The following is a 21,041-nucleotide window of genomic DNA, read 5'->3' as shown; positions in this document are numbered from 1 at the left end:
GCGCCTATAATAGAGGCCTTTCGGCAACTGCCGGTTCAGATGACTTTAGATCGATCTGTACCAGCCACCGCACTTCATAAGCGCTACATGAAACGAGTATCCATCAAAATTCGCATCCCTATTGAAATGGCATCTCCGGTGGAGAAACAGCTCATACATACGGCGATAATCGTATCCCCAATTCCCGAGTCATTATGCTGATGCATCCATTGAAACGCGGACAAATCCTTTGCACAATTTTGGCCTGCTCACTTTTAAGCTATTTGCTGACAAGCACAGTGCCAGCCCACGCAGCCAATGTAGCCAATGTAGCCAATGTAGCAGCAAGCAGCTCCGACAATATGATTGTCAATATCGATGAATTGTCCTCCTCTGAACTGCGCGACAAAATTGCTGCTGGCACGACTACGATTCTGGTTCCCATCGGTGGCACCGAGCAAAGCGGCCCCTATATTGCGCTCGGCAAACACAATACCCGCGCCTATGTGCTAGCCAGACAAATCGCACAAAAACTCGGCAATACCGTGGTGGCACCAGTCATCAGTTATGTGCCGGAAGGGTCTATCCATCCGCCGGTCGCGCATATGCGATTTACCGGAACGATTTCGATTCCTGATGCGACTTTTGAATCGATTCTGGAGGCAACTGCCCGTAGTTTTAAACAACATGGTTTTCGTCATGTCATCTTTTTAGGTGATCATGGCGGTTACCAAAAAAATGAGGACAAAGTCGCCGCCAAACTCAACCGCGAATGGGCCAACGATCCTGGCTGCCGGGTGATTGCCTTGCTGAATTATTACCGAATTACCCAAACCGCTTATATCGCAGATTTAAAGAGTCGCGGTTTTAGCGAAGCAGAAATCGGTACTCATGCCGGTCTGGCGGATACCGCATTGATGCTGGCAGTTGATAAATCCATGGTGCGCACTGAAGCTCTTGCTCGTGCCGCGAAGCCGGGACCGCAAGACGGCGTTTACGGCGACCCGCGACGCGCCACCGTAGAATTAGGACAATTAGGTGTACAGCGTATTGTAGAAACTTCCGTCAATGCCATCCGCGCAGCTTTGCGCGAGCATGAGGAAGCTACGATTAACAAACATAAATAAGCACAAATAAGCGTAAATAAGTAAGCGCAAGCAAAGGAAATAATGTTGAATCTGAATAAAACGTCTGCAAAATCATCTGCCAGCAAACTCAAAGTCAGTCTCGTATCTACAGCACTCCTTGTTGTCGCTGGAGTGGGTATCACGATGGCGACCCAAGTCATCGGCGCACCTGCCACCTCTGCCACTCCTGCAACGGTCAACGCGTTACCTTCAGCCATAGCGACGGTACCAGGCATGCCAGCGGTAATCGACCCACGCAATCTGTATAGCGAGAACGGCAGCACGCATTTAAGCCCCGTTGTTAATGATCATCTGGAGCGTGTTTACGTCCCTAACCTGCGTTCAAACGACGTGTACGTGATCGATCCGGCCAGCATGAAAGTCGTCAGCAAATTCAAAGTTGGCATCGCACCACAGCACGTCGTTCCTGCATGGGATTTGCGTACACTCTGGGTCGCCAATAACGCCGAACGCAGCAATAACGGCAGCCTGACACCGATTGATCCGCGTACCAGCAAACCCGGAAAATCCGTACCAGTGGATGATCCTTATAATATGTATTTCACGCCGGACGGTAAGTCCGCGATTGTTGTTGCAGAGGCTTTGCACAGGCTAGATTTCCGCGATCCGCAAACAATGGCATTGCAATACACGATTGATGCGCCTAAATGCGGTGGCATTAACCACGCCGATTTTTCGATTGACGGGCGCTATGCATTGTTTACATGCGAGTTCGAAGGCAGCGTCGCAAAAATTGATCTGGTCAACCGCAAGGTTCTTGGCTACTTAAAATTAAACGTGCCTCGTACCCGCTTTAAAGAAGGCGTTGATGCAGCTGCATCAGCACTGAACGGCCCTGCTGGCAGCGAAATTTGTACCTCAGCTAAAGGCATGCCGCAGGATATTCGCAGCTCTCCCGACGGCAAGCGCTTTTATATCGCCGATATGGATGCCGACGGTGTGCATATCGTCGATGGCGAAGCGTTTAAAGAAGTCGGCTTTATTCCGACCGGTTTGGGCGCGCACGGTATATATCCGAGCCGTGACGGCAAACAACTGTATGTCGCCAATCGCGGCACCCACAAAATCCACGGCAAACGTCGCGGCAAGGGTAGTGTCACCGTTATCGATTTCGCTAGCGAAAAAGTCGTAGCACAATGGCCGATTCCAGGCGGTGGTAGTCCAGATATGGGTAACGTCAGCGTCGATGGTAAATCTTTGTGGCTGTCTGGTCGCTTCGATGATGTGGTTTATCGGATTGACACAACATCTGGTGCGGTCATCCAGATCGCCGTCGGACAAGAACCACACGGCCTGACCGTCTGGCCTCAGCCGGGCAGATATTCTTTGGGACATACAGGCAATCTGCGTTAATTCAAATTAATGCACGTTAATGTGCATTAACGCGGCAAATAGAGTTAGCTTAAATTCACTGCGCTTGATTTCTCTCGGTCAATTGTATTTTTTGCGGCTATTAGCAAAGTGAGTTTCTTGCTTAAGCGTAAAAAGTATTTTAGTATCAATAAAATGATCAATTAGATTCTCTTGCGTCATTTAAATCTGCTACCCATTCCATGCAAGTGCGTTCTTTTGCTTGATGGCGTAAATGTTGACGGTAGCAGAAGCTAGAACACAGATCACATGCGCTAAGGCTCTGATTGTCGTCAATGTTGAGGCGATCATGAGCGTTCCAGTAGCACTCGCTAACAAGAAGTGATGCACAAGGATCTTGCAATGCAGTTTCAAGACTTTCTTTCTGCGGTTCGCGGTCGGCTCACCTTAAGGCTGGCGATCATTCTTGCCGTGGTATTTGGCCTGCTTGCCCCGTTTGTTATCCTTATCCCTTATTACCAAATCAGCATAGAATCAGCCGCCCGCGAGCGTACGACTGCGGATCATCAGCGTCTGGCCGATATTCTGGCAGTTATTTTGAGCGAACCGCTTTGGCAGATCACCCCAGAAATCGCCAAAGTATCCAGCGAGGTGGTGTATTCCGACCCGCGCGTGGCAGAAATCCGCGTCGTCACCCTACCCGACCACAAAGAATTCATTAGAAACGACACTCGTAGAAAATTACAAGAGGGTCCGTTTAAAGTAGAAAAACGCAAAATTAAACATGGTGAGCAAGTCATCGGCGAAGTAGAACTGACCTTGGCCGAAGATATTTTGCGAGAAACTCTAGCATCCGAATTTAAACGCTACGCCAGCTCAGCCTTTGTCTCATTAATCGTCGCAGTTGTATTTATTTTGCTGGTCTTGCAATGGCGGCTAGTTCAGCCGATTAAGCTCTTGATGACAGAATCAGACCAGCTAGCCAATGGGCAGCTCAACGAGCCTATCTCGTTTAAACGAGAAGATGAACTTGGTCACCTGGCGCTAAGTCTGGAAGCAACCCGGCAAGCGCTGCAAAGATCTTTCTCAGAACTTGAAGTTAAGAATCAGCAATTGCTTGAATACTCAGGCACGTTGGAATCCAAGGTCAGACAGCGTACACAAGAATTAGAAACCCTCAATCTCACGCTAGAGACTGCGCTCAATAATGTTAATAATGCGCAAAATGAACTCGCCCGCGTTGAGCGTATGGCGGCACTCGGCTCGATGGTGGCAGGCGTCGCTCATGAACTGAATACGCCACTAGGCAATTGCCTTTTGGTTGCCAGCACCTTAGAAGAAGAGACCAAACAATTAACGCGGATGATGGATGCGGGTGCAATGCGCAAATCCGACTTAACTCGCTATGCGAATACCGCTAATGAATCGACTAAATTATTGCTACGTGGCTTGCAACACGCAGCCCGTTTAGTCGGTGATTTTAAACAAGTCGCCGTAGATCAATCGAGTGCGCAGCGACGTCAATTCGGCTTGCTGATTACTTTGCAAGAATTAGCTGCATTACTCAATTCCAGTTTGCGCAAAACGCCGTTCACGCTAGAACTGGATATTCCAGCAGATATTCAGCTAGACAGCTATCCCGGCCCTCTGGGTCAAGTCTTCACTAATCTGGTCAACAACGCAGTCAATCATGGCCTGGATGGCTTACCTGAGGGGCGTATGTATTGCACGGCGCACCGTCAGGGCGACCACGTATTGATCGTGTTTGAAGATAACGGCAAAGGTATCGCACCGGAGGTCATTAAGCGCGTGTTCGAGCCATTCTTTACCACTAAATTTGGTCAGGGTGGCAGCGGTCTTGGGCTGTCCATCACTTTTAATATCGTCAGTAACGTGCTCGGTGGTGAAATCCGTGTTTCTAGCGAGCCAGCTAAAGGTGCCAGATTTGAAATCAGCATCCCGCTGGTTGCACCAGGACAAGCTAACTCAGCCAATCCTCTGTTAAACAACTGATCTATCGGTAATGCGCAATAAGTTTGTGCATTATCAGCTGTGCTCATGTGGTGTTTGACAACCATGAGCTTTCGCTACATATATACTCCCTATCTGTATACTTAATCTGTCCAATCACTCCCTAGTCATTTAGACGTTTTATAGAAATAATATGGGGAGTATCTAGATATTCATGTATTGATTCATATGTTAGTCGGTAAACCGTTACAATCTCACAAAAATTTCTAAAGCTCATCATGCGCCAATACCTCGACTTCATGCGCCATGTGCAACAACATGGCACTACCAAAACTGACCGCACCGGCACCGGCACCGTGTCAGTTTTTGGCTACCAAATGCGATTTGACCTGCAACAAGGCTTTCCACTGGTAACAACCAAAAAACTGCATCTGAAATCTATCATCCATGAACTGATCTGGTTTTTGGCCGGCTCGACTAATACCAAGTACCTGAAGGACAACGGTGTCTCGATCTGGGATGAATGGGCGGACGAGAATGGTAATCTGGGCCCGGTCTATGGATCACAATGGCGTAACTGGCCAGCGCCGGACGGTACTCATATCGATCAGATCAGCCAGCTCATCGCACAAATCAAAAGCAACCCGGACTCGCGCCGTTTGATTGTATCTGCCTGGAATGTAGCGGACATTCCACAGATGAAGTTGCCGCCCTGCCATGCCTTATTCCAGTTTTATGTAGCGAATGGAAAGCTCTCTTGCCAGTTATACCAGCGCAGTGCCGATATATTTTTAGGTGTGCCGTTTAATATCGCCTCATACGCTTTGCTGACCCATATGGTGGCGCAACAAACAGGTTTAGATGTCGGGGAATTTATCTGGACCGGCGGCGATTGCCATTTGTATTCAAACCACATGGATCAGGTCGCAGAGCAGTTGTCACGAGACACCTTTGCGCTACCAAAACTGATCATCAAGCATCATCCAGAATCGATTTTTGATTATAAATTTGAGGATTTTGAGATCGCAGATTACCAGTTTCACCCGCATATTAAAGCGCCTGTCGCAGTCTAATCAGAGATTTCATCAGCATGTCATCCTTCACAATTATTGTTGCGACTGATCTCCAGCGCGGCATTGGCGTCAACAACACGCTGCCCTGGCATTTGCCAGAGGATTTGGCACATTTTAAAAATACCACCAGCGGTCACGCGATTGTGATGGGGCGAAAAACCTTTGATTCGATCGGCAGAGCCTTGCCAAACCGACGCAATATTGTGATCTCTCGCAACCCAGCTTGGTCACATGAGGGCGTTGAATGTGTTTCCTCATTAGAGGCAGCACTGGCTTTGCTAAAAGATAAGACCCAAGATAACGCCAAAAATGAACAGGCGTTTATCATCGGCGGCGCAGAAATTTATCAACAAGCCTTACCGTTTGCAGACAAACTGATCATTACAGAAATACAACAAACTTTTAATTGTGACGCTTTTTTTCCACTGATCGAAGCGCAGGAATGGACAAAGATCAGCAGCGAACAACATCATTCTGAGAAAAGCCAGCTGGATTATGCTTTTGTCACCTATCAACGAAATAATTAAATCAGAAAAATACTCATGTCAGATTCAGAATTTCACGTCCACGGACCACACGACCACGAGTTAGAACATGCAGCACATAGCAACGATAGTTTTGCGGGCAAAATTGCCGTCATGACAGCCATCATGGCGACCGTTGGCGCATTATTTGGCTTTGAAGGCGGCGCTACGCAAAATGACGCAGCGATGTTTAAGAACGAAGCCGCGATCAAAAAAACCGAAGCCTCCAATCAATGGAACTTTTACCAGTCAAAATCGAGTAAACAGAACTTATCTGAACTAGCGATGGTCTTACCCGGCATTGATGTAGAGAAATATAAAGCCAAGGTCGCACGCTATGAAGTTGAAAAAGAAGAAATCAAGAAAAATGCAGAGAAATTAGAAGCAGAATCCTCAGAATGGGATAAGAAATCGGAAGAAGCTCTGCATCAGCATCATCGTTGGGCGCAAGCCATGACCGCTGTGCAAATTGCGATTTCTTTAGCGGCCATCACTCTGTTGACCAAGAAAAAGTGGTTACAATATGGTTCATATGGCGTTGCTGGAGTGGGCGTAATATTGGCAGGACTGGCCTGGTTGCATATCTGAGTAGTGAAGTAAAGCGTGGCGATAAAGAGTTACGATGAATAGTTACTGTCGCTGAGATACTTACAGGATACACAATGAAAAAAATACTACCCACTGCCCTACTTCTTCTGGCGACAGCATTGTCAGCACAGGCACAAACCTCCGAGTTTGCACAGTTAGTTCCCAGCACTTATTTACCTAAAGATGTGAATTTTTCACTCGGTGCTGCTGCCATTTCTGCCCCCCGCTACACCGGATCCGATGAGCGTCGTGTATTTGCGGCACCACTATTTGATGCACAGTGGAGAAATGGCATATTTCTAAGCTCGATTTCTGGGCTTGGCTACAACTTTTCTAAAGATCCCAGCCTGCAATATGGTTTGAGAATGACCGTAGAAGCCGCTCGTGATGAATCCAAATCCAGCAAGCTCCGCGGCTTGGGCGATGTCGATTCAGCGATTGAGCCCGGTGCTTTCGTCAATTATGTGGTCAACCAAAACTATTCTTTAAGCTCATCCCTGCGCTACGGCTCGGGCGTAGATCACAACGGACTGCAGCTTAGCTTGGGTGGGCGTGCAACAACCTCCCTCAACACGCACCACCGTTTATCCGCGAGTTTTGGTGCCAATTGGGCAAATACATCCTATATGCAATCTTATTTTGGTGTAACACCGACGCAATCTGCCAACAGCGGTTACACACCGTATGCGCCATCTGCTGGTTTTACCGATGTTAAAGTAGGTGCCAGCTGGAACTGGAATATTGATTCCAACTGGTCATTGACGACCGGTGCATCCGTTAAATATTTGACGGGCGATGCCAGCAAAAGTCCATTTGTATTTGAAAAAACACCAATTACGATATTTTCTGCTGCCAGCTACCGCTTCTAAAAGAGTTTGACTGCCTGCTTAGCAGAATACTGATTAAGTGCAGAGCATACGGTCAAGCGTTGGCAATATCCCCTCAATATGACGACAGGATGAAATTTTTTCCTAATCGTCCTTATTGGGGATTTTTTTTCACATTTCCACCCTCATATCTGAGAAAATTCGGTCTTTGAATTTTTCGGCGCGCAAGCGGTTGATCCAACCCGGACATCAATCTGTTTCCGGACTCACTTGCCCAGGCGTCTCCCCGTAACAGCTCTCTGGAGACCTCATGAAATTCCGCTTCCCCATCGTCATCATTGACGAAGATTTCCGTTCCGAAAATACCTCTGGCCTTGGCATACGCGCTCTTGCAGACGCGATGGAAAAAGAAGGCATGGAAGTGCTGGGCGTAACCAGCTATGGCGATTTGTCGCAATTTGCGCAGCAACAATCGCGCGCCTCGGCTTTTATTCTGTCCATTGACGATGAAGAATTTGGCGATGGTACCGATGAAGAAACAGATCATGCACTTAAATCCCTGCGTGCCTTTGTCGAAGAAATCCGCTACAAAAATGCCGATATCCCGATTTATTTGTATGGCGAAACCCGTACTTCACGCCATATCCCTAACGATATTCTGCGTGAGCTACATGGCTTTATTCACATGTTTGAAGATACGCCAGAGTTCGTCGCGCGTCATATTATCCGTGAAGCCAAATCTTACTTAGATGGTTTGTCACCGCCGTTTTTCCGTGCGCTGGTGCATTACGCGAATGATGGTTCGTATTCATGGCATTGCCCTGGTCACTCCGGTGGCGTCGCATTTTTAAAATCACCTATCGGCCAGATGTTTCATCAATTTTTTGGTGAAAACATGTTGCGTGCCGACGTTTGTAATGCAGTCGAAGAGCTGGGGCAATTGCTGGATCATACCGGTCCAGTTGCCGCATCTGAGCGCAATGCAGCGCGTATTTTTAATGCAGATCACTGCTATTTTGTGACCAACGGCACCAGCACCAGTAATAAGATGGTGTGGCACTCCACAGTGGCGCCCGGCGACATCGTCGTGGTAGATCGTAACTGCCATAAGTCGATTTTGCACTCCATCATCATGTGCGGCGCGATTCCGGTTTTCCTAATGCCAACCCGTAATCACCTTGGCATTATCGGGCCGATTCCGCTAGAAGAATTCAGCATGGAAAGCATCCGTAAAAAGATTGAGGCTAATCCCTTTGCACGCAATGCGAAGAACAAAAAACCACGTATCCTGACGATCACACAATCCACCTATGATGGCGTGTTGTACAACGTAGAGACACTCAAAGATTTGCTGGATGGCGAAATCGACACGCTGCATTTTGATGAAGCCTGGTTGCCACATGCGACTTTCCACCCGTTTTATCAAGACATGCATGCGATTGGCAAAGACCGTCCGCGCGCTAAAAAATCGATGATTTTTTCTACGCAATCGACCCACAAACTGCTGGCCGGCATTTCGCAGGCATCGCAAATCTTGGTGCGTGAGTCAGAAACAGTCAAACTCGATAAAGACAGTTTTAACGAAGCCTATCTGATGCACACATCAACCTCACCGCAATACTCGATCATCGCCTCGTGCGACGTCGCAGCAGCGATGATGGAGGCCCCAGGCGGTACCGCCTTGGTTGAGGAATCTATTTTAGAAGCACTGGATTTCCGCCGCGCCATGCGCAAGGTAGATCAAGAATGGGGCAAAGATTGGTGGTTCCAGGTCTGGGGTCCAGATACCTTGTCAGAAAATGGCATGGCATCGCGCGATGACTGGATGATTAATGCCGAAGATGACTGGCATGGCTTCGGCAAACTTGCGCCAGGCTTCAACATGCTTGATCCGATCAAGGCGACGATTGTTACGCCAGGTCTGTCGTTAGAGGGTAACTTTAGCGCAACAGGTATCCCCGCATCGATCGTCACCAAGTATCTTGCAGAGCACGGCGTTATTGTCGAAAAAGCGGGTTTGTATTCCTTCTTTATTATGTTCACCATTGGTATCACCAAAGGTCGTTGGAATACTTTGCTGACAGCTTTGCAGCAGTTTAAAGATGATTACGACAAGAACCAGCCGATGTGGCGCATCTTGCCAGAATTCGCCGCAGCCAATCCGCGTTATGAACAAATTGGTCTGAAGGATTTATCGCAAAGCATTCATGAAGTATATAAAGCCAGTGACGTCGCACGCCTGACAACCGAGATGTATTTGTCCGACATGCAACCAGCGATGAAACCGTCTGATGCCTTTGCCAAAATGGCACATCGTGAGATAGAACGGGTTGCCATCAATGATCTGGAAGGTCGTGTCACAGCAATTCTATTGACGCCTTACCCACCAGGTATTCCCTTGTTGATTCCGGGTGAGCGCTTCAATAAAACCATTGTTGATTACCTCAAATTTGTTCGTGACTTTAACGAGAAATTTCCTGGCTTTGAAACCGACTGCCATGGTTTAGTTAAAGCAGAAGTGGATGGCAAGCGCGGTTATTTTGTAGATTGCGTCAGATTAGGTGCTGAGCTTGGCGAATAAACTGAGATCAAAACAAAACTCAGCTGAAATTCAGCTAAGAATCAACTGAGACGAAGTTGGGACGAAGTTGATATTCAACGACTACTGCGATCACGCATTGAGAAAAAAGCACTTGTAAGCCACAAGTGCTTTTTTCAGTTCAGGCGATGCAACGCAGCTGGGGCAGTTTTGCGTAAGTCCTATCTTTATATTGTGTTTTTCAGGATACAATAAAGCTCAACTCTCTATGAGCGGCAAAGGTATTGCATGAATGAATTGTCCACATTAGTACCGATTAAAAAAACAGAACTCAAAATTGGTGAAGCATCACCTTGGCCAATCTACGATGCTTGGGGCAATTTGTTGCTCGACTCTGGTTGTATCGTCAATAGCGAAAGACAACTAACTGATTTGATTGAAAATGGGTATTGCTCGGATGCGCTTTGGTCCGAGGTCGGAAAAAAATCTTCGCCGCCGATTTCCACCTTAAGCAAACCACCCGCAGCGGTCGCAAAACCGCCGGTATCTGAGCTAAATAAAGATGAGTTAATGGAGTTGGATAGCGTGCGCTGGCACGTTGGAGAAATTTTCTATCTGCAAGTGCATGACAATGCTGCTCTCAGGTATACCGTGCGCCTGATCGGTTTTGTTAAAAACAAATCCATCATGGTGAGTCCACCTATGATGGATGGCAAAGGTGCCTTGATCAGAGATGGCCAGACCTTTATCGTGCGAGCGTTCCCCGGCAAAAAAGCGTATGCCTTCACTGCCTCAGCGATCAAGTCGGTATTCACGCCGTATGCCTACCTGCATTTGTCTTACCCCAAACAAGTACGCTGTACGACAATACGACAAAACTCCCGCGCCAATGTGAAAATTGTCGCCGCCGTCTCGATTGGAGAACCAGAGCAAACTGCGGCAGCAACCCTAGGCGATTTGAGTATGGGTGGCAGTTCTGGCGTGATGAAAAAATTGATCGGTAAAAAGAACGATCTTGGCACTCTCAAGTTCAAAGTTAATGCGGCAGGCAACGATGAGTTTTTGGTACTGAAAGTAATATTGCGATCCATATCTCCCACAGAAACTGGCGACGAATATCGCTATGGTTTTGAATTTATTGATGTGCCAACCCAGTCCAAATTAATTTTGTCTGCGTTTGTACACCAAACATTGGCAGAAATTGAATGACAATCTGGCACTAATAAAAATTTAGTCCGCCTAAATCATCTCGGCTTCTGTTGTATTTTGTTCCCACATTTATGTCGCCCCCCTAGGGTTTTTATTCGTCATCTTCAGGCGGTATTTCCATGTGGAAATTTATGCTAATGTGTAAGAAAGCGTAAATACCATTTTTAACCACTTGTTTGCGACCGGGGTTGGGGTAATCAGCCTTACATAATTTAATCGTAAAATGCGGAAGATTGCTGTTACAGAAAATATGATTTAAATAACACAAGTGCCTAGAAGTGCCACCTAGCACAGACACTCTGAAAAATATACTCATAGTAAGTATATTTTAATTGTCCATATAATCATTGGACAATACGGCATTTTTTTAATAATTAACTGGGAGTATATTAAAATTACTCCGTAAAATTTTTCTATAAGATTCCTTTGTATCGCAGTCGCATTACCTATAAATGAAGAGGGCTTACATGTCTCTGAATTTCAACGAAATTCAACGAGATTTTGCACAAGCCCACATCTCTTACCCCTATTAAGTACCTATTCAACGGAGATGCATCATGCCGTATCGTTTGATTAAATTAACTGCCACCAGCGCCCTGCTCGCTCTACTCGCATCATGCGGCGGCGGTGGCGGTTCCGGCACCAATAGCGGCGGCGGAACCTCGGTCGCACCACCAGTTGTTGTAGTGCCACCGACCCAGGCGCAGGCATCCCGCATATTAGGACAAGCAACCTTTGGCGCAACGACAGCGGACATCAATAGCGTGGTCGCTAGTGGCTACAGCAGTTGGATTGACACCCAGTTCACGCTTCCGCAAACTCTGCATCGTACTTATATGGACAGCATTAGCGCGACACTGCCCGCAGGTACCACGATCAATCAAAACCAATTTTTCGAATCATTCTGGCAGCAAGCCGTGACTGGTCAAGATCAACTACGTCAGCGCATGGCCTTTGCGTTATCACAAATTTTTGTAGTGTCGTTCCAAGACAGTACTGTTGCCAATTTCCCGCGTGGTGTCGCTTCTTACTACGACACCTTGGGTAGCGACGCTTTTGGTAATTTCCGCAAACTATTAGAAGACGTCACTTTACATCCGATGATGGGGATTTACCTGACATCAATCCGTAATCAAAAAGAATCTGGTACCCGCACCCCAGACGAAAATTATGCCCGCGAAGTAATGCAATTGCTGACCATTGGTTTATATGATCTGAACCCGGACGGCACATTGAAGCTCACTGATGGAAAACCGACAGAAACTTACACCAGTGCTGATATTACTGGCATGGCAAAAGTATTTACCGGTTGGAGCTGGGCAGGTCCGGACAAATCAGATAGTCGCTTCTTTGGCGGTACGCCAGATGCGAATCGTGATTGGCAGCCGATGCAGAGCTATCCAAAATTTCATTCCACTTCTGAAAAAGCATTTTTAAAAACGACGGTGCCAGCCCAATCTACTGCGAATCCAGAAGCAAGTTTAAAAGTCGCCCTGGATACTTTATTCAATCACCCGAATACTGCTCCGTTTTTTAGCAAACAATTGATACAACGCCTGATTACCAGCAACCCTAGTCCGCAATATGTTGGTAGGGTCGCTGCGGTATTTGCCGATAATGGCCAAGGTGTACGCGGTGATATGAAGGCCGTCATTAAAGCTGTTTTGTTAGATACTGAAGCCCGTACCGACGTCAGCAGCACCACAACCACCGCTGGAAAATTACGTGAACCGGTAGTCAGGCTGGCAAACTGGATGCGCTCGTTTAATGTGGCATCGACCTCCAAACGCTTCTTACTTGGCAGCCTGGACGATCCGCTCAGCGCATTGGGGCAAACGCCGATGCGCTCATCATCGGTCTTCAATTTTTATCGTCCAGGTTACGTGCCACCCAACACCAGTCTGGCTACCTCCGCGCCCCAGCTAGTTGCGCCAGAATTCCAAATCACCGGAGAAACCTCGGTGGTCGGATATTTAAATTTTATGCGCGATGTCATCCCCAACGGGACCGGTTCTTCACGTGATGTCAAAGCCGATTACACTAATTTGATTGCACTGGCAGATACACCGGACAAACTATTGGATCAGGTAAGTCTGTTGCTGACATCCAATCAGATGAGTGCTACTTTGCGCAGCCAGATACTGGCTGCGGTCAACTCGGTCGCGATCTCGACCACCAGCACCACTGCGGCCGATACCGCCAGAAAAAATCGTGTCTATCTCAGTATTTTTCTGACGATGGCGTCCCCTGAATATATCGTACAAAAATAAGCGGAGCCCAACATGAGCCATAAAATGAATGCTTCTCGTCGTGAATTTTTGCGCATGTCGTCGATGTTATCGGTCGTCGGCGCAACCACTGCCCCTTTCGCGATCAACCTCGCCACCATGGCATCTGCCGCAGCACAATCTGCACCCACAGATTACAAAGCCTTGATTTGCCTCTTTATGAATGGCGGTAACGATCACGGCAACACGGTGCTGGCAACGGACAGCACCTCGTGGACCCAATATCTTTCAGTAAGAACGACCACGGACACTGGCTCCATCGCATTGCCGGCAGTCGGTGCGCCGGGCGGCGTATTACCAATCACGCCCGCGACGACACAAGCCGGACGCAGCTTTGCGCTGCACCCTAATTTAGTAGAATTAAAAGGGCTGTTTGACAACGGCCGGGCTGCCATTATCAGCAACGTTGCACCGCTGATCGTACCAACGACCTTAGCGCAATATAAAGCTGCCAGCGTGCCATTGCCACCCAAACTGTTCTCACACAATGATCAGCAGTCCTTATGGCAAGCCTACGCGCCAGAAGGTGCGGCGTATGGCTGGGGCGGGCGCATGGGTGACTTGATGGCGGCGAATAATAGCAACCCGATTTTCACCTCCATCTCTGCCTCTGGCAATGCTGTTTTTTTAGCGGGTAAAACGGTCAATCAATATCAGATCAGCTCCTCAGGTGCAGTACCGATCGGTGGTCTGAGTGGTGCCCTGTTTGGATCAACGGCAGGTGCCAATCCGCTGAAAGCAATTATCACTGCCGATAATCCGCACTTGTTTCAAAAGGAACATGCGGCAGTCACCAATCGCTCCATCAATGCGCAAAGTATACTTAGCCCGGCAATGGCGGTCGCGGGGCCAACCGGCGTGCCCAACCCTACCCAATATACCAACCCCAATACCGGCGTGTTGGCGACTAATTCATTAGCAGTGCAATTACAAACCGTGGCACGCATCATCGCCGGTCGCAATGCCTTGGGTGCGAAACGGCAAGTATTTTTTGTCAGTATGGGTGGTTTCGATACGCATGATTTTCAGCGTGCTAATCAAGCCGATCTGATGGCAAGGCTTTCGCATGCTATTGCTTATTTCGATGGCATCATGGGTAATCTGCAAGGCACTGACTTGCGCAGCGCAGCCACACTTTTTACCGCATCCGATTTTGGTCGTACCTTTACCAGCAATGGCGACGGCACCGATCACGGTTGGGGCTCGCACCACTTTATCGTTGGTGGCGCAGTCAAAGGCAATAATATTTACGGCACCTTCCCCGTCACCGGACTAAAACATACGCAAGACGTAGGCTCAGGTAGTTTGTTGCCACAGTTCTCGGTTGATCAGTACGGTGCAACGCTAGCTAGCTGGTTTGGCCTCAGTGCTACCCAAATTAGCGACGTGTTCCCAAACATTAAAAACTTTAGCAACCAGAACTTAGGCTTTATGAGCTAAGGACGATAGGCGGACTCAATACGATCTGCGCAAAATCAATTCAGCTATTCTTCATCGATGGAAAAATCTGGTTGGTTTTGCGTATATTTTTTAGAATAATTCAATATACTCCCCTGCATTTTTAATAAAAATACCCTATAGACCAATGATTATATGGACAATTAAATATACTCATATGAAGTATGATTTACTCATGCAATCAAAGGTCAGGGAGTTTTTTTAAAAGATAGATCGTGCGGTCAAGGTAGTAAAGCGCTCCAAAGCATACGTGCCAGCTAAAGAATTACCGGTCGGGTCTAATCCTGGCGACCACACTGCCACCGACAACTCACCCGGCACAATCGCCAAAATCCCACCACCGACACCACTCTTTGCCGGCAAACCCACGCGGTAGGCAAAATCACCTGCGGCATCATAAGTGCCGCAAGTCAGCATTAAGGCGTTTAAACGTTTGGCAGAACTGGCGTCCAAGATTTGCTGGCCGCTCCAGGGTATCGTGCCATGTTGTGCCAGAAAACTACCCGCCTTCGCCAACTCCTCACAAGTCATGGTGATAGAGCACTGACGGCAGTAACTATCAATCACCGTTTTGACCGGATTATACAAATTGCCAAAATCCTTCATCAAATGTGCGATGGCATAATTTCTATGCGCTGTTTCGCGCTCAGACTGCGCAACGACCACATCAAAATCAACCGTCACTTGATCTGCAATCAAACGCGCAAACTGCAATACCGCAATGTCTGACTGTACAAATCGAGTCGATAAAATATCGTTAATTACCAGAGCACCCGCATTGATGAACGGATTACGTGGCTTACCTCGCTCATACTCCAGCTGCACCAAAGAATTGAACGGATTACCGGAAGGTTCGCGCCCGACCCGCGCCCAGATCGCATCCCCTTCACGCGAAAACGCCAGCGCCAAAGCAAATAATTTAGTTACACTCTGCAATGAGAATTTTTCTTGCGCAGCACCGATAGAAAACCTGCGCCCATCCAGACCATAAATCGCCATACCAAATTGATACGGAGATACTTGAGAAAGTTGCGGAATATAACTGGCAACCTTACCTTGCGAAAGCAAAGGCTGCACCTCAGCATAAATCGTTTCAAGAATAGACTGGTAGTCAAGTGAGTCAGGTATCAACATAATGCGCTCAAACGTAATCGGGCTAACAGCTTAGCACGCAGCATCCTGATATATTAGGCGACAGCCAACACAGCTGGGGCAGCAACATAGAGATCGGCCTTGGGACTGAGTTAAGAGCTAAGTGAAGGACTGAAAGAGAAGACGTATTAGGTGTATTAGGTACGACATTAGCGCGCCGATTCTGGCGCACTAATGTGTTTGATGAAGTGTATTTTGAATACGAGTACAGTAAAAGAATTAAGCCCTTGGCAAAGTAACGCCCTGCTGACCTTGGTATTTTCCGCCACGATCTTTGTACGATGTTTCGCAAATTTCATCGCTCTCAAAAAACAAGACCTGAGCACAACCCTCACCCGCATAAATCTTGGCTGGCAATGGCGTCGTGTTAGAGAATTCCAAAGTCACATAACCTTCCCACTCTGGCTCAAACGGCGTCACATTCACGATGATGCCGCAACGTGCATAGGTTGACTTACCAAGGCAGATCGTCAATACGCTACGCGGAATGCGGAAGTACTCCATGGTTCTGGCAAGTGCAAATGAATTGGGCGGAATGATGCAGACATCGCCTTTAAAGTCGACAAACGACTTCTCATCAAAATTCTTAGGATCGACGATTGTGCTGTTGATATTAGTAAAAATCTTAAACTCGTCAGCGCAACGAATATCGTAACCATAAGAAGAAGTACCGTAACTAACAATCTTCTCCTCACCACGCAAACGCACCTGCCCCGGCTCAAACGGCTCAATCATGGCATGCTCTTGCGCCATACGGCGTATCCATTTATCGGCTTTAATACTCATGTGTTTTCTACCCAGGTTGGTTTGATTTTGGATAGGATTTTACGCGAAATTGACACAAAAAAAACTACATATGCAGATTGCACACCGCTTTCAACACAATGAAGACATCAAAATAGAGATTTACAAGTTTTCATAAGCCACAACTTGGCTCTGTTTCCATTTGCGCCGCAGCATGCTTGGCATACTCAACCTGCACTTCTACCGGCAAATGAATATTGTTCTTCACCGCGGTCATTTCAGCCAAGATGGAAATCGCAATTTCTGCCGGGGTTTTACTACCGATGTATAGGCCAATCGGGCCATGCAGTTTGGCGAGTTGTGCATCGCTAACGTCGAATTCTTTGAGTCTTTCTCGCCGTTTGCTGTTGTTGGCGCGGGAGCCGATGGCACCGACATAGAAAGCATCGGATTTTAAAGCTTCCATCAGCGCTAAATCGTCCAGCTTGGGATCATGAGTTAAGGCGACTACTGCGCTGCGGCTATCTAATTGCATCTCCTGCACCAGATCATCTGGCATGGCGTGCACGACTTGTACGCCTTCTACTTGCCATCCTGCGCGGTATTCTTCTCTGGGGTCGCAAACGGTGACGTGGTAATCCATGCCGACCGCAATGCTGGCGAGGAAGCGGGACAGTTGCCCGGCACCGATAATCAGCAAACGCCAGCGTGGGCCATGTATCGTCGTAAGTGCTGTTTCTGAAATCTGTAAGCTCATCGCCGACTTCGCCAGATCGAGTCTGACCTCACCAGTATGCAAATCTAATCTGCGAGCCACCAACTCATGTTGCGCTAATCTTTGTAGTAATTCTGAAATCCGGCTGTGCGCGGATAAAGGTTCTAATGCCAGTTGTATCGTGCCGCCACAGGGCAAGCCAAAACGATGCGCCTCATCGGCGGTGATGCCGTAAGTGACGATCTCTGGCAAGGTACGTTGTATGCCTTCTTGCCTGACACGTTCAATCAAATCGTCTTCGATACAACCGCCAGAAACGGAGCCGACTACTTGTCCGTCATCACAAATCGCCAGCATGGCACCTTCTGGTCTGGGACTAGAACCCCAGGTTTTGATGACGGTAACCAACTCGCATTTGCGTCCGGCCTGTAGCCATAAGGCGCAGACTTTTAGCACTTCCAGATCAATACTGTCCATGGCAATCCAAAATGAGGGTGCAGTACTTATGCGGCTTCCAGGCCATTTTTGCCTTGGAAGCCGCATAACGTATGCAGGATGAAATCGCTGAAATAGTGGATGAGATACGACTAAGTGAATTATTCTACGCTGAATCCACTTAGTCGCCCTTTAGCGCACAATTGCTATGCGGCAGCGATTTTCTCTGGTGTCAAAGGCAAACTACGCAAGCGTTTGCCAGTAGCAGCGAATAAGGCATTCGCTACGGCAGGCCCGATCAATGCAGTTGCCGGTTCACCGATACCGCCTGGTTTTTCGGTGCTTTGTACTAAGGTCACATTGATCTTAGGCATTTCATACATGCGTAAGACAGGATAGTTATGGAAGTTGGTTTGCTGCACGCGTCCATTTTCTAAGGTGATGTCACCATACAAGGCGGCAGTCAGTCCGAAGGCAATGCTGGACTGGATTTGTGCCTCGACCGTATCGGGGTTGACCATGTGCCCGAGATCAGCGACTACCGTAACTTTGTGCACTTTGATTTCATGCGCTTTATTGACAGATATCTCGGCAATTTGCGCCATGTAAGTATCGTAACCCTCCATCAACGCAATACCTAGCTTATGGCCTGCGGGCAAGGGCTTGCCCCAGCCTGCTTTAGTTGCTGCCTGTTTTAAGATGTTGGCAAAACGGGGTTGCTTGTCCAGCAGCGACATACGGAAAGCATAGGGATCTTTACCTGCAGCTTTCGCCATTTCATCGACAAAACTCTCGTTCGGAAATGCATTCAGTGCATGGCTGACTGAGCGCCAGTAACCGACACGCAAACCCGCATCATGGATGTACAAGTCTTGCGTCATGTTTGGAATGTCATACGGCACGACTGAGGCTTCTGCCATAAACGGATCGAGCGTATCTTTTGGCAAGCCAAATGCACGTTGGGTCACAGACTGTGAGGTCAGTTCAAACGTCAGTGCAACCGGTTTACCTTTCGCATCCAGCCCTGCTGCCATCCGGTTGAGCGCCATAGGACGATAGAAATCGTGCGTCGTATCATCCTCACGCGTCCATAACAGTTTGACAGGCTTGCCAACTGCTTTAGAAATCTGCGCCGCCTGCACGATAAAATCTAACTCCAGGCGACGACCAAAACCACCGCCGAGGAAGGTCGTTTTAAGCGTGATGTCTTCTGGCTTGATCGCCAATGCGGCAGCGACGGCACCTTGCGCGCCTTGCTGGAACTGAGTAGGTCCGATCAACAAACATTTACCGTCTTTGAAGTCGGCCGTAAAGTTCATCGGCTCCAAGGTTGCATGCGCTAATAAAGGCGAGCTGTATTCTGCCTTCAGTGTTTTGGCTGCGCCTTTCATGGCGACATCAACATCACCACCGGTTTTTTTGATGTTGATTTTTTTACCAGTCGCGGCAGCAGCACGGATGCCAGCCATCATGTTGGCATTGTTCAATTTTGCAACACTACCTTCATCCCACTGAACAACTAAAGTCTCACGTGCTTTTTTCGCACGCCAGTAGCTGTTCGCTACCACGGCGACGCCATCGGGTATCTGCACCACATCAATCACGCCGGGCATGCTACGTGCTTTGGTCGCATCATAGCTCTTGACCGTACCACCAATCACCGGGCATTGCTCTAAGGATGCGTACACCATATCAGGCAAGACAACATCAATCCCGTACTGGATTTTGCCGTTCACTTTATTCGGTGTATCTAAGCGTTTAGTCGCTTTGCCGATGATCTTGAAATCTTTAGGATCACGCAACACGACATCTTTAGGAACCGGTAATTTGGATGCCGCCTCAGCCAGTTCGCCATAGCTGGCTTGCTTACCGTCAGGACCTTTGACCATACCATTGCTGGTGCTTAACTTGGCGGCATCAACACCCCATTTATTCGCTGCGGCAGATACCAGCATCATGCGGAGCTGGGCCCCGCCTATACGCAATTTTTCCCATGCGTCGCGTACTGAGGTAGAGCCACCGGTGATTTGTGCACCGAGCAAACTATTGGTGTAAGCAGCGTTGGGAGGAGCGATTTCTACCTTGATATTTTTTAGCTCAACATCCAGCTCTTCTGCAATCAACATCGGCATGGAGGTGTACACGCCCTGCCCCATTTCAGAACGGGCGGAGATCAGGGTAATCGTGTTGTCGTCAGCGATGTGCACCCATGCATTTGGAGTATATAAAGTACCCGCGGCCTGCGCGTCACTCACACCCACGACGCTTGGTAAGCTGATGCCAAGCATCAAGCCACCACCAGCTAAAGCGGAAGTTTTAAGGAAACTGCGTCTAGTAGTTGTCATGGCGCGCCCCTCAAGCTGTTTTACGCATTTCGGCAGCGGCAGACTTAATCGCAGCACGAATACGGTTATAGGTTCCACAGCGGCAGATGTTACCGCTCATGGCGTTGTCGATATCGGTATCGCTGGGGTTTTTATTCGAGGCCAGCAAAGCGGCGGCGCTCATCAGTTGACCCGATTGGCAGTAACCACATTGCGGTACGTCATGCGCGATCCAGGCTTTTTGTAATACGTGGGAATTGTCCGCAGAGAGTGATTCGATGGTCGCAATTTTTTTACCTTCGACCGACGATACCGGCGTCTGGCAAGAACGGACGGGCACGCCATCCAGATGCACAGTGCAAGCGCCGCAAAGCGCCATGCCACAGCCAAATTTCGTCCCGGTCAAACCAAGTTCATCACGGATTACCCATAGCAACGGGGTATCCACTTCCGAACTGGACGACACTGCTTTGCCATTTATATTGAAACCGATAGCCATCTTTATCTCCTGATTTTATTGTGACAATTTGGAACACCTTGGTACACACTAAGTGCTGCTGGATGATGTTAGGCAAAAGTTATGCCATTCAAGTAATGTTTTGGCGGTGCTTATAAAATGTGGCTGTATCCGTACAAGTTGATGGCAGCACTATTTTAGTAACAAATTATTTAGTCTTTACACATAAAAAATCAGATACTCCCCCCAATTTTTATAAAAAACGCCCTATAGACCAAATAATATATGGACAACTAAAT

Annotated in this window: 16 protein-coding genes; 11 read left to right on the top strand and 5 right to left on the bottom strand. The window is 48.0% G+C overall.

The window, feature by feature from the left end; all coding sequences use genetic code 11:
• The first annotated feature begins 194 nt into the window (after positions 1–194).
• The 11 genes from AAKU61_RS10060 (at position 195) to AAKU61_RS10010 (ending at position 14,897) form a co-directional block, all read left to right on the top strand.
• Positions 195–1,106 carry a creatininase family protein gene (locus AAKU61_RS10060; protein WP_354331831.1) on the top strand — a complete coding sequence of 304 codons (912 nt, stop codon included), beginning with the start codon at positions 195–197 and terminating at the stop codon, positions 1,104–1,106.
• Positions 1,107–1,148: 42 nt separating this feature from the next.
• On the top strand, positions 1,149–2,480 hold the full coding sequence (locus AAKU61_RS10055) for a YVTN family beta-propeller repeat protein (protein ID WP_354331829.1): 1,332 nt from the start codon (positions 1,149–1,151) through the stop codon (positions 2,478–2,480).
• Between the two features lie 360 nt (positions 2,481–2,840).
• Entirely contained in the window at positions 2,841–4,451 is a 1,611-nt protein-coding gene (locus AAKU61_RS10050) for a sensor histidine kinase (RefSeq protein ID WP_354331827.1), read from the top strand.
• Positions 4,452–4,687: 236 nt separating this feature from the next.
• The gene (locus tag AAKU61_RS10045) at positions 4,688–5,482 is read left to right on the top strand and encodes a thymidylate synthase (protein ID WP_354331825.1); all 795 of its coding nucleotides are present in this window, start codon (positions 4,688–4,690) and stop codon (positions 5,480–5,482) included.
• Positions 5,483–5,499: 17 nt separating this feature from the next.
• Positions 5,500–6,009: a dihydrofolate reductase gene (locus AAKU61_RS10040; RefSeq protein ID WP_354331824.1), complete on the top strand. Its 510-nt coding sequence runs from the start codon at positions 5,500–5,502 to the stop codon at positions 6,007–6,009.
• Positions 6,010–6,024: 15 nt separating this feature from the next.
• Positions 6,025–6,594, top strand: coding sequence for a DUF4337 domain-containing protein (locus AAKU61_RS10035; RefSeq protein WP_354331822.1), 570 nt, complete (start codon positions 6,025–6,027; stop codon positions 6,592–6,594).
• A gap of 74 nt (positions 6,595–6,668) precedes the next feature.
• Entirely contained in the window at positions 6,669–7,463 is a 795-nt protein-coding gene (locus AAKU61_RS10030; RefSeq protein ID WP_354331820.1) for a MipA/OmpV family protein, read from the top strand.
• 268 nt (positions 7,464–7,731) lie between these two features.
• Positions 7,732–10,002, top strand: coding sequence for an Orn/Lys/Arg family decarboxylase (locus tag AAKU61_RS10025; RefSeq protein WP_354331818.1), 2,271 nt, complete (start codon positions 7,732–7,734; stop codon positions 10,000–10,002).
• A 246-nt stretch (positions 10,003–10,248) separates the two neighbouring features.
• Entirely contained in the window at positions 10,249–11,169 is a 921-nt protein-coding gene (locus AAKU61_RS10020) for a flagellar brake protein (protein WP_354331816.1), read from the top strand.
• 557 nt (positions 11,170–11,726) lie between these two features.
• On the top strand, positions 11,727–13,439 hold the full coding sequence (locus tag AAKU61_RS10015; RefSeq protein ID WP_354331814.1) for a DUF1800 domain-containing protein: 1,713 nt from the start codon (positions 11,727–11,729) through the stop codon (positions 13,437–13,439).
• A 12-nt stretch (positions 13,440–13,451) separates the two neighbouring features.
• Positions 13,452–14,897: a DUF1501 domain-containing protein gene (locus AAKU61_RS10010; protein WP_354331812.1), complete on the top strand. Its 1,446-nt coding sequence runs from the start codon at positions 13,452–13,454 to the stop codon at positions 14,895–14,897.
• Between the two features lie 219 nt (positions 14,898–15,116).
• On the opposite strand, the gene AAKU61_RS10005 is transcribed toward AAKU61_RS10010, so the two are convergent.
• The 5 genes from AAKU61_RS10005 to AAKU61_RS09985 form a co-directional block, all read right to left on the bottom strand.
• Complete coding sequence (locus AAKU61_RS10005) at positions 15,117–16,049, bottom strand: glutaminase (protein ID WP_354331810.1); 933 nt, start codon at positions 16,047–16,049, stop codon at positions 15,117–15,119.
• Positions 16,050–16,286: 237 nt separating this feature from the next.
• Positions 16,287–16,853 carry a dCTP deaminase gene (gene dcd, locus AAKU61_RS10000; RefSeq protein WP_322119386.1) on the bottom strand — a complete coding sequence of 189 codons (567 nt, stop codon included), beginning with the start codon at positions 16,851–16,853 and terminating at the stop codon, positions 16,287–16,289.
• A 130-nt stretch (positions 16,854–16,983) separates the two neighbouring features.
• The gene (locus AAKU61_RS09995; RefSeq protein WP_354331808.1) at positions 16,984–18,003 is read right to left on the bottom strand and encodes an XdhC family protein; all 1,020 of its coding nucleotides are present in this window, start codon (positions 18,001–18,003) and stop codon (positions 16,984–16,986) included.
• Positions 18,004–18,167: 164 nt separating this feature from the next.
• Positions 18,168–20,306 carry a xanthine dehydrogenase family protein molybdopterin-binding subunit gene (locus AAKU61_RS09990; protein ID WP_354331806.1) on the bottom strand — a complete coding sequence of 713 codons (2,139 nt, stop codon included), beginning with the start codon at positions 20,304–20,306 and terminating at the stop codon, positions 18,168–18,170.
• Positions 20,307–20,316: 10 nt separating this feature from the next.
• A complete protein-coding gene (locus AAKU61_RS09985) occupies positions 20,317–20,784 on the bottom strand; it encodes a (2Fe-2S)-binding protein (protein WP_354331804.1) in 468 nt (155 codons plus the stop codon).
• Positions 20,785–21,041 lie beyond the last annotated feature (257 nt).

It is taken from the genome of Undibacterium sp. GrIS 1.2 (assembly GCF_040544435.1).
In the GTDB taxonomy this organism is placed as follows: domain Bacteria; phylum Pseudomonadota; class Gammaproteobacteria; order Burkholderiales; family Burkholderiaceae_D; genus Undibacterium.
This window is presented reverse-complemented; position numbering and strand designations above follow the sequence as displayed.